The sequence below is a fragment of the Nocardia cerradoensis NBRC 101014 genome (assembly GCF_000308535.1).
In the GTDB taxonomy this organism is placed as follows: domain Bacteria; phylum Actinomycetota; class Actinomycetes; order Mycobacteriales; family Mycobacteriaceae; genus Nocardia; species Nocardia cerradoensis.
In genome coordinates this window covers 54291-68116 of record NZ_BAFW01000146.1, presented here as the reverse complement: position 1 = coordinate 68116, position 13826 = coordinate 54291, and the positions used below count along the sequence as shown (strand labels likewise).

The following is a 13826-nucleotide window of genomic DNA, read 5'->3' as shown; positions in this document are numbered from 1 at the left end:
GGACGGCTGATCTGCGGCGCAAATCGATTAGATTCGTAACATCGGCGACACGCCCGCTCAACCTGTGACTGATGGAGTGAACTGCATGGCCTTCGTACGACTCACCGGCGTCACCTACCACGACCCGGAGGCGGCGCACGACAGTTACATCCTCTTCACCGGGGCCGACGGTGTCACCCGGCTGATCGATCTCACTGGCGACGTGCACCGGGAATGGCCGTTCGCTGGGGTGCCGCCGCGCATCCTCGACCCCGGACTCAACAACGGCCGGCTCGGCGACGTCGGAGTGCAACTCGAGCCCGGTGACGATCCGCGCGGCGGCATCTACGCCAATCGCACTGTGGGACAACTGGACTGGTCGGGGGAGAAGGTGTGGGAATGGGGACGGGAGGCGCCCGGCGGCGCCGCGCGGCAGAATCACGACTGGGAGTTGCTGCCGAACGGCAACCGGCTGCTGCTGGTCACCATCCCACGTATCGTGCCCGGTCTGGGTTCCGATCCGATCGGCGATCAAGGACTCTACGAGGTGGACCCCGACGGGGCGATCGTGTGGGAGTGGCGCGCCGGCGACCACCTGCACGAACTGGGGTTCTCCGAGGCAGGATGGGATGCGCTGCGCGCCACGGTGCTTCGCGATCCGGACGATCCGTGGGGCTACCTGGAGATCAACAGCGCGAAATCGCTGGGCCCCAATCACTGGCACCGCGCGGACCCGCACACGGTCTTCCACCCGGACAACATCCTCATCAGCTGCCGCAAGGCCAATGTCGTCGCCCTGATCGACAAGACCACGAAAGCCGTCGTGTGGCGGCTGGGCCCGTACTTCGACGCCGAGCCCGGAGCGCAACACCAGCGGATCAACGCACACAAGGTGCCGCGGCCGCTGGATCAGATCTCCGGGCAGCACAATCCGCACCTCATCGCCGACGGCCTGCCGGGCGCCGGGAACATTCTGATCTTCGACAACCAGGGCGGGGCCGGTTATCCGCCGGTACCGCTGGGCATCTACGCGGGATCCCGTGTGCTGGAAGTGGATCCGTCGACGCGCCAGATCGTCTGGCAGTACACCGCCGAGGATTCGGGTCTGCCGTCGTGGACCTTCTTCAGCTCGTTCGTCAGCAACGCGCAGCGGCTGCCCAACGGCAACACCTTGATCACCGAGGGCATGCAGGGGCGCATCTTCCAGGTGACGCCGCAGGGCCAGGTGGTCTGGGAGTACGTCTCGCCCTACGAGGGGCTCGGCGTCGCGGGCGAACCGGAGGTCCGGGAGCCCCGCGTGCCGGGCGTGGACCGCCTCAGTGCGACGCCGATGGTCTATCGGGCGCAGGCGGTTCCGTTCGACTGGGTGCCGATCGGCGCGCCGCGGTCCGCCCCGGTCGCCGTCGACCTGCGCGGCACTGTTCCTCCGGGCGCCTAGTCCGGTTCTCACCGGCCGGGCCGCCGGTCATCCACTCGAGGAAGTTCGACCCATGACATCGAGTCTGCGCACCACACCGGACACCGCCGGGCCACCCGCCCCGGCATCGCCGCGCCGCGATCGCATCCGTCTCGCACGGCTGCCGCGGCACTGGCGGACCGTCGGCGGCACCGCGGCCGGGCTGGTGCTGGCCGCACTCGTGTGGTCGCTGGTGGCCGCATCGGGAAGCTTTCCGCGCCAGCTGTTTCCGACCGTGCCGCAGATCGCCCGCGCGGGGCAGGCGCTGTGTAGCGACGGTCTGCTGCTGCCCGATATCGCCGCGAGTCTGCAGCGCGCGCTGTTCGGTCTCGTGGTCGGCGTGGCCGCGGGCGTACTCGCCGCGATCGCCACCTCGACCACCCGGGTCGGCCGCGCGGTGTTGCAGCCCGTGCTGCGGCTGCTCTCACCGATCCCGACCATCGGGCTGGTTCCGCTGGCCATTCTGTGGTTCGGGCTCGGCGAGAACAGCAAGGTGCTGGTCATCGCGTTGGGCGTGTTCGTCCCGGTCTGGATCAACAGCCACTCCGGATTCGCCGGCACGCCGGAGCACTATCTGCAGGCCGCGCGCTGTCTCGGCGCGAGGCGATGGCATACGCTCACCCGGATCGTGCTGCCCGAGGCGACGCCGGACGTGGTGGGCGGGATCCGGGTCGGTGCCGCCATGGCGTTCGTGCTGATCGTCGTCGCCGAAATGACCGGAACCACAGCGGGAATCGGCTATCGGATCTATCAGGCGCAGCTGTTCTCCCAGGCCGACCGGCTGATCTTCTGCCTGATCGTGCTCGGTGTCCTCGGCGCGGCCTGTGATCTGGCGATCGCGGCGGTGACGGCTCCAGTGGTGCGCTGGGCGAAGGAGGCGAACTGAGATGGCGATCGCCGCACACGATCTGGTGGTGCGCTTCCCGAACGCGGAGCGACCCACGCTGCGCGGTATCGATCTGACGGTGCCCGACGGCTCGTTCACCGTCCTCGTCGGCGCCTCCGGCAGCGGCAAATCCACTCTGCTGCACTGCCTCGCGGGCCTGCTGCCACCCACCTCCGGCACGGTCACCGACGCGGGGGAGCGGGTAACCGGTCCCGATCCGCGTCGAGGCGTGGCGTTCCAGCGCGATGTGCTGTTCCCGTGGATGAGCGTCGCGGCGAATATCGAATTCGCCTTGCGCGCACACGGAGTCGCCACACGGGAGCGGCGGGACCGCATCGCGGAACTGCTCGACCTCGTCGGTCTGCCCGCCGATGTCGGCGGACTGCGGCCGAGTCACTTGTCGGGCGGTATGCGTCAGCGCGTCGGCATCGCGCGCATGCTCGCCGGTGAACCCGGGATCATGCTGATGGACGAACCGTTCGCCGCCCTCGACGCACTCACCCGGCTCAACATGCAGGATCTGCTGATCGATGTGTGGACCCGGCTGCAACGCACCGTCGTCTTCGTCACCCACGACGTGGACGAGGCCATCCGGTTGGCCGACACCATCGGCGTGTTGCGCGACGGGCGGATCGTCGACCTGATCTCGAATCCGCTGCCCCGCCCGCGGCCCGCCGATACGCTCGCCGACCAGCCCGGGTACAGCGGTCTGCGGCGCAGCCTGCACCACGAACTCGGAATCGTGCGCTCGGTTCCCTGACGCATTCTCGAAACCCCTGTATCACAACGTTTTACGTCCCTCCGCAGATGAAGAGAAGCCCGTGAAAACACTGATGTCCCGCGCCGTGATCGCAGTCCTCGCGTTCGTCGCGCTGATCGTCCCGCTGGCGGCATGCACCGGCGCCGACGACTCCGATCCGCATACCCTGACCGTCGGTTTCGTCGTCGATCCCTCCTGGGCGCAGATACCGGTGGCACAGCAGGGCGGATATTTCGACCGGCACGGGGTGAAGGTGAAGGTCGTCAACTTCTCCACCGGGGTCGAGGCGCTGCAGGCGCTCGCCGCCGGCCAACTCGATATCGCCACCGCCGCGGACGTCCCGGCCGCGGCGGCGCTGACCCGTTCGCCCGCGCTGCGCATCGTCGGCGACGGATCTCGCTGGGAGGGTTCACGAATCGTCGCCCGGCGCAGCGCGGGAATCGCGTCACTGTCGGATCTCGGCGGCCGATCCGTCGGGACGCCGCTGGGTACCAGTGCGGCGTACTTCGCGTCGAACGCGTTGTCGCACAGCAATGTCGGCGCGAAGCTGGTGCAGGTGGCACCGCAGGCGATGGTGACCGCGGCCGGACAGCGCAACGTGGACGCGGTCGCGATCTTCCAGCCGTACCAGGCCCAGGTGATCGACGCGCTCGGCGGTGACGCGGTGGAACTGGCCGGCGGCACCTACAGCCAGCACAGCTTGTACCTGGCCACCGACAACGCCGTCAGCGGCAAACCCGATGCGCTGACCGCCTTCTTCGCGGCCCTGGGCGAGGCGGGAACCCAGCTGACCTCCGGAGCCGAGCCGGCGATCGCCGCGGTTGCCGCATCGACTCAGCTGTCGGCGGACCTCATCCGGAAGATCCTGCCCGAGTTCGACTTCCGCCTGCAGCTGCGACCCGATCTCGCCGCCACCCTGACGACGTTGGCCGGCTGGGCGAAATCGCAGGGTTCCCTGGACAAAGCGGCCCAGCTGCCGGACTACCAGGCCCTCGCCGAACCGAAGTTCGTGCCGCAGGGCGGGTAGGCCGGCGCCGGTCAGGCCAGAGCCAGGTGGGCTTGCAGCAACCAGGCGGGAACCGAGACGCGGCCGCCGGGCTCGTCGCGGATGTTGTCGAATCGGACCGGTGACCGCTCGTCGCGAGGGAGATCGTTGCCGTGGATGCGTGCCGGGCGGATGTCGTCGATGACCCAGTATTTCGCCACCACGTCGCGCAGTTCGTCTTCGGTCACCGGACTGGGGCCGAAACCCTCGGGGGGATTCGGTAGCGCTTTACGGTCGAAGACGAGCACGAAGTAGGACGCGCCCGGCGCCGCGGCGCGAACGATGGCTCGCTGGTATGCGTCGCGCTGGTCGGCCGGGATCGAGTGGAAGAGGGTGCTGTCGACGATGGTGCCGAAGCGGCCGTCGTAGCCGGTGAACGAGGTGATGTCGGCGACCTCGTAGCCGGCGGTGGTCAGTCCGCGCCGCTCGGCCTCGGCGCGGGCCAGTTCGATGGCGGTCGGGGCGGAGTCCAGTCCGACCGTCGTGAAGCCGCGCTCGGCCAGATACAGCGAGATCGCGGCCTCGCCGCAGCCGACGTCGAGGACGTCGCCGTGGAATTTGCCTTGTTCGGCAAGCGCTTTCAGCTCCGGTTGCGGCTCGCCGATACTCCAGGGCGGTTTGGCGCCGGAGAAGGGGCCGCTCTCGCCCTGGTATGCGTTCTCGAACGTGAAATCGCCCGGTGTGGTCATGATGTCCTCCGGTTCGGTCGGGGCTATCAGACAGGGATGGAGCTCATTCGATGCTACGGCCGCGCCTCGTGCCGGGACGCGGGCGGTAGTGCTTCCGGGGCGGGGCTCGATAACCCGGCGCCCGGTAGCGGTTCCTCGTAGCATGAGCGGATGAGTGAAATAGATACTCAGTCTCTCGTCGATCAGGTACCGGGTGCGCGGCATGTCGCGGTGGTGGGCGGCGGCCTGGCGGGGCTGTCCGCCGCCGTGTGGCTGGCCGAGCAGGGATTCGACATCACCCTCGTGGAGAAGCGGGGCCGGCTCGGCGGGCGGACATTCTCCTTCGACGTCGCCGGGGTCGGCGAGTTGGTCGACAACGGTCAGCATCTGTTCGCCGGTTGCTACGACGCCCTGCTGCGCTACGTCGACACCATCGGCACCGCCGATCAATTACGCTGGGACGCGCCACCTTTCGCGATCCGAACCGGTCCCGGCCGGTTGCTGACCACCCGGGGACCGCGCTGGTTGCCGGCCCTGGTCCGCAATACCGTGGGCCTGGCGTGGATGGCCTGGCCGCCGATCCCGCTGCGCGATCGCCTTCCGGCGCTGCGCAGTTGGCTGCGAATCGGTGCCGCCGCCTGGAATCCGTCGCCGGAGCTGGACCGGATGACCGTCGACCGGTGGTTCCGGGAGCTCGACGTGCCGCATTCCCTGCGGCGGCTGAGCCTGGACCAACTGGTGATCGGTCTGCTCAACGAAAAGCCCGACCGGGTCTCGGCTTTCACCTTCGCGCAGGCATTGCATTTCATCGGACGGCGGGCGCTGGCGGGCAACATCCGCGCAGGCGACGCGGTGTGGCCGCGAGTCAGCCTGCACGAGCTGTTCGTCGCTCCCGCCGAGCGGTATCTGCGGGAGCGCGGCGCGCGCATCGTGACCGGGACGCAACTGGTCGATGTGGAACTCGACGCCGGCCCGAATGGGGATCGGCTGACCGGGCTGCGGCTCGCCGACGGGCGGCGAATCGACTGTGACGCCGCGATTCTCACGCTGCCGCCCTGGTCGCTGACCACCCTGCTGGACCGCAGCGCGCTCGGCAGCCACGAATTCTTCGCACCCGCGCGCAAGATCGAGCCCGCGCCGATCTCGAGCGTCTACGTCTGGTTGGACAGTCCGCTGCGGATGGTGCGGCTGGCCGAGAATCTGCGCGACACCACCATCGAGTGGGTGTTCGACACCAGCGGGATGCACGACGGCGACCACCGCGACGGTTACTGCTATTCGCTGGCGGTCAGCGCGTCCTGGGAAGTCGTGCACCTGCCCGGGGAGGCGTTCGTCGCGGCCGCGCTCGAATCGCTGCGCACCCACTACCCCGAGGCGCGCAGGGCGAGAGTGTTGCGCACCAAGGTGATTCACCAACCGCAGGCCACCTTCTCGGCGCATCCGGGCTTCGAATCCCTGCGCCTGGACCAGACCACCCCGGTGCGGGGCCTGTTCCTCGCCGGTGATTGGACGCGCACCGAACTGCCCTCCACCATGGAATCCGCCGCCGAGAGCGCCCGGCGCGCAGTCGACGCGGTACGCCGCTACCTGACTTAGTGCCGTCCGGTGCGGCAGGTAGCGGGATCAGGCGCCGTAGAGCCGGACGAAGTCCTGGGCCGGGTCGACGGCGGGCACCGAGTAGCTCGACGAACTCCCGTCGACGTCGGTTTCCTCGACGTAGTAGGCGGGTTCGGCGGGCAGGCGGCGCCACCGGGCACGTGGATCGTCGGCCTGCTCCGGGTGACTGTTCGACGACATGATGTCCCCCTTCGGAATCGTCGCACCGATGCTACCCGGGTTGTCCGTCCGGTGCGGCATGCGTTGCGGCACAGGCCATTCGGCGGTGTCAGTCGCCGGATTTGTGCGCCACGGCGAAGACCCGCCGGAACGGCAACCAGGTCGTCCCGTCCGCGCGCTGGGGATAGGCCGCGCGCAGGAGCGGGGCGAGCTGCGCGGTGAACTCCGCCCACGCTTCGTCGTCGAGTGCGCTTCGGACCGGCCGCAGTGCGGTTCCGCTCACCCATTCGAGGACCGGATCCGTGCCGGTCAGCCGCTGCAGATAGGTGGTTTCCCAGGCGTCGACCGTGCCTCCGGCCGCGGTGAGCAGCGTCGCGTATCCGCTCGGATCGAGGACGTCGCGGGGTTGCAGGATGCCGCTCGATTCCAAGCGCGGCCGCCACTCGTCGCGCGCGGCGAGTTCGCGGATGGCGACATGGGAGGGTGCGTCGAAGTTGCCCGGCACCTGCAACGCCAGCCACGCCCCGGACGGTAGCGCCGCCACCCACTGCGGCAGCAGCGCGGTGTGTGTCGGCACCCACTGCAGCACCGCATTGGTCACCACGACGTCGGTATCGGGGGCGGGCTGCCACTCCTCGGCGGAGCGCACTTCGGCGTCGATACCGGATTCCCGTGCCGCCGCGACCATTTCGGGTGAGGAATCGAACGCGTCGATCCGCGCCTCCGGCCATCGCTGGGCCAGCGCGCCGGTGAGCTGTCCGGGCCCGCACCCCAGGTCGACGACTCGGCGCGGTTTCTCCGCGTCGATGCGCGCGACCAGCTCGAAGAACGGCCGCGAGCGATGGTCGCCGAAACTGCGGTACTTCTCGGGATCCCACATGGGCCGCTCCCACTCGCCGAAGGTGTGCAAACCGTACGAGCGTTATGTTACCGCTGGGTGCCGGATTCGGCGCGCCGTCATCGTGGCAGTGATTGGGCGATCAATTGCGCGGCGAGGCTGCGGCCCGTCCGCAGCGGTTCGAGCGAGTGAGCGAATTTCGATCCCGACAGCGCGCCGTCGTAGACGAGCTGGAGGCGCACGGCCAGTTCCTCGGGGTCGGTGCTGCCGCATTCGCGGAGCAGGGTGGTCAGGGTGTCGAACATCCAGCGGCGGTGGGCCACAACCGGTTCCAGTGCCTGATCGGGGAATTCGGTGGCCGCGTTGGCGTATTGGCAGCCCCGGAACCCCTTGGTGGGCGCCGAGGCCAGTGCGAGATCGAAGAATGTCAGCACCTTGTCCACCGGTTCGCGCACCGCTGCCACCGCCTCGTCCCAGCGGCTGCGGTCGCGGCGGTCGAGGTGTTCCAGATAAGCCTGCACCAGAGCGTCTTTGGAGCCGTAACTCTGATACAGGCTCGCCCGCGCCACTCCGGCCTCGGCCAGCACCCGGTCGATGCCGACCGCGCGGATGCCGTAGCGCGAGAACAGGTCGGTCGCGGTGTCCAGGAGGCGCTGCGCCGGCGCGGGTTTGCCGCGCCGGGTCGACTGCTGCCGCTCGGCCGGCTCCGTTGTTGTGGCCACGCCTTCCACCATAACCACCCCTCGGAGTAGACAGAACGTTCTGTACATGTTTAGTCTGAATGCGTGACCCGCAGCAACCTCACCCGCCGACTGCACGTGGATCTCGTGCGCGTGGCGGGCGCTGCCTGTCGCCGGCGACGCTGAGGCGTCCGCGTTTCCCGCGAGACGTCGTACGTTCGCGCACATCTCCGGCCGCCGTGTCCGCGCGGCCGTCGAGCCCTTCCCCGAGCCTGTCCCGAAAGGCGGCTGTCGATGTCCCTGTATCTGTACGAACTCGTGCCCACCGGCGAGCCCGGTCGCACCATCGGCGAATTCGGCGCGCACGCCGACAAGGCGGGCGGTGAACTCATCGAGGCGCAGGTCACCGCCGGTGCGGGCCGTATCTTCGCGATCGCCGAATTCGCCGGATGCGCCGCTCCCGCACTGGCCGCGGACCAGGTGTTCGCGGCCGCGATCGACGGTCCCCACCAGGTGCGGCTGGTCGGCGCCGACCTCGCCACCGTCAAAGCCGCCCGTCCCGCCGCCGGATACCTGGTCGAATGGGATATTCCCGCCGAGATCGACATGGACACCTACCTGGCGCGCAAGAAGGCCAATGCGCCGAAATACGCTGACGTCCCCGAGGTCAGCTTCCTGCGCACCTACGTGCGCGAGGACACGGCCAAATGCCTGTGCTTCTACGACGCGCCCGACGAGGCGGCGGTGCGGCGGGCGCGCGCCGCGGTCAGCACCCCGGTCGACCGGCTGCACACGCTCGCGGATCCGCGGACATGACCGTCACCGCACCGGCCCGGGCGGCGGTGGCCGCCTTCGTGCGCGATCGCGCCGCCGCGCTCGATGCCGCCACCACCGACGTGCGGGCCGATATCGCCGAGATCGGGGCCCGGGATCTGCTCTCGATCGGATTGGGCGACAGCGATATTCGCGAGTTCGCGGCCGTGGTCGAAGAGGTCGCCGCCGAAAGCCTCGCCGCCGGATTCTCGCTGTGGGCCCAGCGGATGACCCTCGAATACGTCCGGCGTGCACCGGAATCGGTGCAGGCGCGGTACCTGGACGACCTCGCGTCCGGGCGCCGGGTGGGCGTCACCGCGATGGCCGCGGCACTCAAACATCTCGCCGGCCTCGGCGAGTTGCCGCTGCGGGCCGACGAGGGTGCCACCCGCTCGGTCTCGGGGCCGATCGCCTGGGCCTCCAACGTCTTCGATGACGCGCTGATCGTGTTTCCCTACCGCGATCGGGAGGGATCGGGGTGTGTCGCCGTCGTCGCCGCCGATGCCGACGGCGTGCGGGTGCGACCCGCGCCGGAACTACTGGCACTGGGCGCCACCGGTTCGACCGCGCTGATCTTCGACCACGTCGAGGTGCCCGACGAGCAGGTCGTGACCACGGATCTGCCTCTTTTCGGCGCCGCCGTCCGGCCGATATTCCTGCTCCTGCAGACCGCGTTCTGCAGCGGCATCGCGGGCAGATCGGTGGCCGAGGCCGCGGGCTTGCTCGACGGCCTCGGCGCCCCATTCCGCGGCGAGCACACCGGTCTGGCGGCCCGGCAGGAATCGGTGCGCGCGCGGCTCTACGACTTCGCCACCGATCCGGGCCGGGTCGCGCCGGCCGATCTGATCCGGGTGCGGCTCGACGCGTCCCGGATCGCGGTGGATGCCACCCGGCTGGAATCGACGCTGCGCGGCGGCGCCGGATTCGCGCGTGGCTGCGATACCAATCGGCGGTTCCGCGAGGCCGCCTTCCTGCCCGTTCAATCTCCCTCGGAAGGCCAATTGCGATGGGAACTGTCGCAGTACGACTAGCGGGCGCGCGCAAGAGCTACGCCCACCACGGCACACCGGTCCTCGACGGCGTCGATCTGGAGGTCGCGGCGGGTGAGTTGCTGGTGATCCTCGGCCCCAGCGGCAGCGGCAAATCGACGCTGCTGCGCATCATCGCCGGGCTGGACCGGCTCGACGGCGGCAGTATCGGCTGGGGCGACGGGCAGCCGAATCCGGCGACCGGCATGGTATTCCAGCAGCCGCTGCTGATGCCGTGGTTGACCGTGCGCGACAACGTGCGGTTCGGCGGCCGGTTCGCTCGTCACCGTGCTGATTTCGATCCCGCGGGCACGGATGCGCTGCTCGAGCGGTTCGGCCTGGCCGGGCTGTCCGGACGGATGCCCGATGAGCTCTCCGGTGGGCAGGCGCAGCGGGTCGCGGTGATGCGTGCCGTCGCGGTGCGGCCACAGCTGTTGCTGCTCGACGAACCCTTCAGCGCCCTGGATCCGGCGGTGCGCGCCGACCTGCAGGACTGGCTCGCCGCGCTGGTCGCGGACCTCGGCTGCACCACCGTCCTGGTCACCCACGACGTCGACGAGGCGCTGCGACTGGGCGACCGGATCGTCCTGATCGGCCACGGCGGCACCGTGCGGGCCCAGTTCCCGCGCCCTGGCTCCGACGACGAGCGGAACACGCTGCGGCACAGCATCATCGACCGCTATCGTGATGTGTCGGTGACAGTATGAGGCCGCCCTCGATCTCGCGGCGTGGCCTGCTGTGCGGCTGCGCCGGACTCGTCGCCGCCGGTGGGCTGGCCGGATTGGCCGATCTGGGCGTGGCCGCGGCCGACCGCCGCGGCATCGGCGGTGACCGGTTGCGTATCGGATATCTGCCGATCACCGACGCGGCCCCGCTGCTGATCGCCGAGCGCGGCCCCGAATTCGCCCAGCCCGTCCTGTTTCGCAGCTGGTCCGCGCTGGCGGAGGCGTTTCTCACCCGCCAGGTCGATATCGTGCACCTGCTGATGCCGATGGCGATTCAGCTGCGGTTCGGCCTGGGTGCCCCGGCTCGGATTCTCGGCTGGAACCACACCAACGGTTCCGCCCTGACCGTCGCTCCCGGCATCACCGAACCCGGCGAACTGGCCGGTACGCAGGTGGCGATCCCGTTCTGGTGGTCGATCCACAACATCGTGATCCAGCAGTGGTTGCGCGCCAACGGTTTACGGCCGGTGATCCGGAGTTCGGCCTCGCGCTCGGCGGGCACCGTGGAGCTGATCGTGATGAGTCCCTCGGATATGATTCCGGCCCTGGCCAACGGGTCGATCAGCGCCTTCACCGTCGCCGACCCGTTCAACGCGGGAGCGGAACTGCGCGGCGTCGGGCATATCCACCGCTTCCTCGGCGACCTGTGGCGCGACCACGCCTGCTGCGCGCTGGTGGTGCATCAGGACCTTCTGGACAGCCGGCCCGCCGTAGCGCAGGCGGTGGTGGACGCGGTGGTCGCCGCGCAGCTGCGGATCGGCGCCGACCGCCCCGCGGCGGCGAAACAGCTCGCGGGAAGATATCTTCCGCAACCGCTGCCCGCGATCACGAAGGCACTGACCTATTCCGACCGGATCCCGGTCCGGCATCCCGGCTGGCATCCGCAGCGAATCGGCTTCCAGCCCTTCCCCTTTCCGAGTTTCACCGCCGCGCTCGCCACCGCCATGCACGACACCGTCGTCGACGGTGACACCCGCTTCCTGTCCCGCTTGGATCCGGCGAGCGCGCACGGCGAACTCGTCGACGACCGCTTCGTCCGCTCCGCCCTGGACCGCGCGGGCGGGCCCGCTGCCTTCGGACTGCCCGCGGGGCTCACTCGCATCGAGGAGATCGATCCATCGTGACTATCGTCGCCGCCCGCCCACGTCGCCGCGTCGCGGCCTGGTTACCACGCCTGGCCGCCCTCGGCGCCGCGATCCTGCTGTGGTGGGTGCTCACCGATCTGGTGGCCGGACCGCAGTCGCTGCTGCGCGAATTCGGGCCGCAGCACGTGCCCGGGGCCATTGCCGGACTGCTCGATCGGGGTGTGCTGCTTCCCGATATCGCGGTGAGTATGTGGCGGCTGCTGGTGGGATTGCTGATCGCGGTCACCGTCGGTGTTCCGCTGGGGCTGCTGCTCGGACTGCACGCCGCCACCGAAGCCGCGGTCGCGCCCGTGGTGCAGTTCCTGCGCATGATCTCACCGCTGTCGTGGGCGCCGATCGCGGTGGCGCTGTTCGGGATCGGGCACCAGCCGGTGATCTTCCTGGTGGCCGCGGCCTCGGTGTGGCCCATCGTGCTGAACACCGCCGCGGGTGTGCGATCCATCGACCCGGGTCTGCTGTTGGTGGCGCGGTCGTTCGGTGCGACCCGGCGCGAGCAGTTGACCTCGGTGATCCTGCCCGCGATCCGCGGGCCGGTGCAGACCGGATTCCGCGTCGGGCTCGGCATCGCCTGGGTGGTGCTGGTCCCGGCCGAGATGCTCGGGGTGCGGTCCGGCCTCGGCTATCAGATCCTCAATGCCCGCGACCAGCTCGCCTACGACCAGGTGATGGCGGTGATCGTGGTGATCGGCCTGATCGGGTTCGCGCTGGACTCGCTGGCCCGGGTGGTGCTGGACCGCCCCTGACGGGCGGCGGTCGCGCCGGGTTCAGAAGTAGGTGCCGGCGAACGGGGCCGAGGTAGTGGTGAACAGGTCGTCCGCGTCTTCGATTGCGCCGCTGCGGTTTTCGCGTACGCGACCGGCCAGGGCCAGCTGGTGCCAGGTGGATCCGCCGAGGTATGCCGCGGCGAGAGCGGCCACGTCGGTGGTGAGATCGGCGGGGGCGTCGACGCGGGTGACGGCATCGGCGGCGATCCGGTAGGAGCCGGTGTTGGCGGGCAGGATGTCATCGGTCACCGCGAGGACCACGGGCGGTGCCTGGCGGTAGCTGCGCCGTTCCAGTGCCGTCGGGACGTCCACGAGCCGCAACCAGGTCTCGTCGTGCACGCCGGCGACGGTGACCACGCGCTCGTCGGTGAACAGGTGCCGCAGCGGACTGTCGACGGGTGCGAAGGTGACCACGATCCGGTCCACGATGTCATGGGTGAGCAGATGCCGCAGCAGTCCGCGGTAGGCGGTGGGCGTGGTGGCGACCCAATCGTCGACAATGACCGTGCGCTGCGGATTGCGCGGCCAGCCGGTGCCCTCGGCCGGACGGTAGCGCAGAAATCCGTCCTCGGCGCCGGGTTCGCCGTGCACTACCGTCCAGCCTGCGGTGCCGGCGACCAACTCCTGGAATCGCCACCAATACGGCGTCCGGTCGATCGCGCCGTTCCACGAAATGTCGGCTGCCGCATAGATTTTCGCCAGCGTCTCCCACCGGTTCTCGGCGTCGAGGTAGCGCACCGGCCCACCCTGGGCCACGGTGTCGCGCAACCGGGCCTGCCGCCGATCCAGCTCGAGCGTCGCGTACGAGCCGGCCACGCCGTAGCCGAACCGCTCGTAGATACCGCCCTGGGTGGCGCGCAGACTCGCGACCACTTCGCCGCGCGCGGCGATATCGGCGAGCTGACGCCGCAGCAGCGCACTCACCACGCCCCGGCGAGTGTGGGTCGGAAGGACGCCGACATGTGTCACCGCCGCGTGGGGCACGCGCTCCCCACCGGGAACGACGAGCCAACTGGTGTAGGAGTCGGCGGCGCCGACCAGCCGGCCGTCCAGGCGAGCGCCCAGCGTACGTCCGGGCTCCACCAGTCCGTCGGCCTCTCGTGGCAGCGGCGGCAGCCCCACCATCGCGGTGCGGAAGATGTCTCCGGCCGCGCGCACCTCGCCGGCGTCGGTCAACGTCTCGAGCTCGATCGCTGATGTGCCGCTGGTCATCGGTCACCTCCGAGGTAGTGGGCGGGTACTTCGCGGGCCACACGTCCCGGA

Annotated in this window: 16 protein-coding genes; 11 read left to right on the top strand and 5 right to left on the bottom strand. The window is 69.5% G+C overall.

Going from position 1 to position 13826, the window contains the following annotated elements; all coding sequences use genetic code 11:
* Positions 1–85 precede the first annotated feature (85 nt).
* The 4 genes from ON23_RS15530 (at position 86) to ON23_RS15515 (ending at position 4108) form a co-directional block, all read left to right on the top strand.
* On the top strand, positions 86–1417 hold the full coding sequence (locus tag ON23_RS15530; protein WP_039779105.1) for an aryl-sulfate sulfotransferase: 1332 nt from the start codon (positions 86–88) through the stop codon (positions 1415–1417).
* Positions 1418–1469: 52 nt separating this feature from the next.
* A complete protein-coding gene (locus ON23_RS15525) occupies positions 1470–2321 on the top strand; it encodes an ABC transporter permease (RefSeq protein ID WP_039778991.1) in 852 nt (283 codons plus the stop codon).
* 1 nt (position 2322) lies between these two features.
* Complete coding sequence (locus ON23_RS15520; protein WP_039778990.1) at positions 2323–3081, top strand: ABC transporter ATP-binding protein; 759 nt, start codon at positions 2323–2325, stop codon at positions 3079–3081.
* 61 nt (positions 3082–3142) lie between these two features.
* Positions 3143–4108, top strand: coding sequence for an ABC transporter substrate-binding protein (locus ON23_RS15515; RefSeq protein ID WP_039778989.1), 966 nt, complete (start codon positions 3143–3145; stop codon positions 4106–4108).
* 11 nt (positions 4109–4119) lie between these two features.
* Here ON23_RS15515 and ON23_RS15510 read toward each other — a convergent pair whose 3' ends face one another.
* A complete protein-coding gene (locus ON23_RS15510) occupies positions 4120–4815 on the bottom strand; it encodes a class I SAM-dependent methyltransferase (protein ID WP_039778988.1) in 696 nt (231 codons plus the stop codon).
* Between the two features lie 150 nt (positions 4816–4965).
* Here ON23_RS15510 and hpnE point away from each other — a divergent pair, with 150 nt between their 5' ends.
* Positions 4966–6390, top strand: coding sequence for a hydroxysqualene dehydroxylase HpnE (hpnE, locus tag ON23_RS15505; protein WP_063821276.1), 1425 nt, complete (start codon positions 4966–4968; stop codon positions 6388–6390).
* Positions 6391–6417: 27 nt separating this feature from the next.
* Here the strand turns inward: hpnE and ON23_RS15500 are convergent, their stop codons facing one another.
* From ON23_RS15500 to ON23_RS15490, 3 genes are all read right to left on the bottom strand, one after another.
* A complete protein-coding gene (locus ON23_RS15500) occupies positions 6418–6591 on the bottom strand; it encodes a hypothetical protein (RefSeq protein ID WP_157170227.1) in 174 nt (57 codons plus the stop codon).
* An 88-nt stretch (positions 6592–6679) separates the two neighbouring features.
* The gene (locus ON23_RS15495; RefSeq protein ID WP_039778986.1) at positions 6680–7450 is read right to left on the bottom strand and encodes a trans-aconitate 2-methyltransferase; all 771 of its coding nucleotides are present in this window, start codon (positions 7448–7450) and stop codon (positions 6680–6682) included.
* Positions 7451–7527: 77 nt separating this feature from the next.
* Positions 7528–8130 (bottom strand): TetR/AcrR family transcriptional regulator, encoded by a 603-nt coding sequence (locus ON23_RS15490; RefSeq protein WP_051042752.1) that lies wholly within the window; start codon positions 8128–8130, stop codon positions 7528–7530.
* A gap of 63 nt (positions 8131–8193) precedes the next feature.
* Between ON23_RS15490 and ON23_RS39800 the strand changes: the two genes are divergently transcribed.
* The 6 genes from ON23_RS39800 to ON23_RS15465 all read left to right on the top strand — a co-directional run bounded on the left by ON23_RS39800 (position 8194) and on the right by ON23_RS15465 (position 12542).
* A complete protein-coding gene (locus tag ON23_RS39800; protein WP_373282192.1) occupies positions 8194–8274 on the top strand; it encodes a putative leader peptide in 81 nt (26 codons plus the stop codon).
* 108 nt (positions 8275–8382) lie between these two features.
* A complete protein-coding gene (locus ON23_RS15485; protein ID WP_039778985.1) occupies positions 8383–8904 on the top strand; it encodes a DUF4242 domain-containing protein in 522 nt (173 codons plus the stop codon).
* Positions 8901–9932 (top strand): acyl-CoA dehydrogenase family protein, encoded by a 1032-nt coding sequence (locus ON23_RS15480; protein WP_039778984.1) that lies wholly within the window; start codon positions 8901–8903, stop codon positions 9930–9932. Before ON23_RS15485 ends, ON23_RS15480 begins: the two co-directional genes overlap by 4 nt.
* Positions 9908–10636 (top strand): ABC transporter ATP-binding protein, encoded by a 729-nt coding sequence (locus ON23_RS15475; protein WP_039778983.1) that lies wholly within the window; start codon positions 9908–9910, stop codon positions 10634–10636. Before ON23_RS15480 ends, ON23_RS15475 begins: the two co-directional genes overlap by 25 nt.
* A complete protein-coding gene (locus ON23_RS15470) occupies positions 10633–11778 on the top strand; it encodes an ABC transporter substrate-binding protein (RefSeq protein ID WP_039778981.1) in 1146 nt (381 codons plus the stop codon). Before ON23_RS15475 ends, ON23_RS15470 begins: the two co-directional genes overlap by 4 nt.
* Positions 11779–11780: 2 nt before the next feature.
* Entirely contained in the window at positions 11781–12542 is a 762-nt protein-coding gene (locus ON23_RS15465) for an ABC transporter permease (protein WP_039779102.1), read from the top strand.
* 21 nt (positions 12543–12563) lie between these two features.
* Here ON23_RS15465 and ON23_RS15460 read toward each other — a convergent pair whose 3' ends face one another.
* Positions 12564–13775, bottom strand: coding sequence for a GNAT family N-acetyltransferase (locus ON23_RS15460; protein ID WP_051042728.1), 1212 nt, complete (start codon positions 13773–13775; stop codon positions 12564–12566).
* Positions 13776–13826: the final 51 nt, after the last annotated feature.

What these genes read in the sequence shown, in the direction of transcription:
- ON23_RS15530 (WP_039779105.1), top strand. Translation starts at nt 86, where the DNA reads ATGGCCTTCGTACGACTCACCGGCGTCACCTACCACGACCCGGAGGCG.
- ON23_RS15525 (WP_039778991.1), top strand. Translation starts at nt 1,470, where the DNA reads ATGACATCGAGTCTGCGCACCACACCGGACACCGCCGGGCCACCCGCC.
- ON23_RS15520 (WP_039778990.1), top strand. Translation starts at nt 2,323, where the DNA reads ATGGCGATCGCCGCACACGATCTGGTGGTGCGCTTCCCGAACGCGGAG.
- ON23_RS15510 (WP_039778988.1), bottom strand. Translation starts at nt 4,815, where the DNA reads ATGACCACACCGGGCGATTTCACGTTCGAGAACGCATACCAGGGCGAG.
- hpnE (WP_063821276.1), top strand. Translation starts at nt 4,966, where the DNA reads ATGAGTGAAATAGATACTCAGTCTCTCGTCGATCAGGTACCGGGTGCG.
- ON23_RS15500 (WP_157170227.1), bottom strand. Translation starts at nt 6,591, where the DNA reads ATGTCGTCGAACAGTCACCCGGAGCAGGCCGACGATCCACGTGCCCGG.
- ON23_RS15495 (WP_039778986.1), bottom strand. Translation starts at nt 7,450, where the DNA reads ATGTGGGATCCCGAGAAGTACCGCAGTTTCGGCGACCATCGCTCGCGG.
- ON23_RS15485 (WP_039778985.1), top strand. Translation starts at nt 8,383, where the DNA reads ATGTCCCTGTATCTGTACGAACTCGTGCCCACCGGCGAGCCCGGTCGC.
- ON23_RS15480 (WP_039778984.1), top strand. Translation starts at nt 8,901, where the DNA reads ATGACCGTCACCGCACCGGCCCGGGCGGCGGTGGCCGCCTTCGTGCGC.
- ON23_RS15475 (WP_039778983.1), top strand. Translation starts at nt 9,908, where the DNA reads ATGGGAACTGTCGCAGTACGACTAGCGGGCGCGCGCAAGAGCTACGCC.
- ON23_RS15470 (WP_039778981.1), top strand. Translation starts at nt 10,633, where the DNA reads ATGAGGCCGCCCTCGATCTCGCGGCGTGGCCTGCTGTGCGGCTGCGCC.
- ON23_RS15460 (WP_051042728.1), bottom strand. Translation starts at nt 13,775, where the DNA reads ATGACCAGCGGCACATCAGCGATCGAGCTCGAGACGTTGACCGACGCC.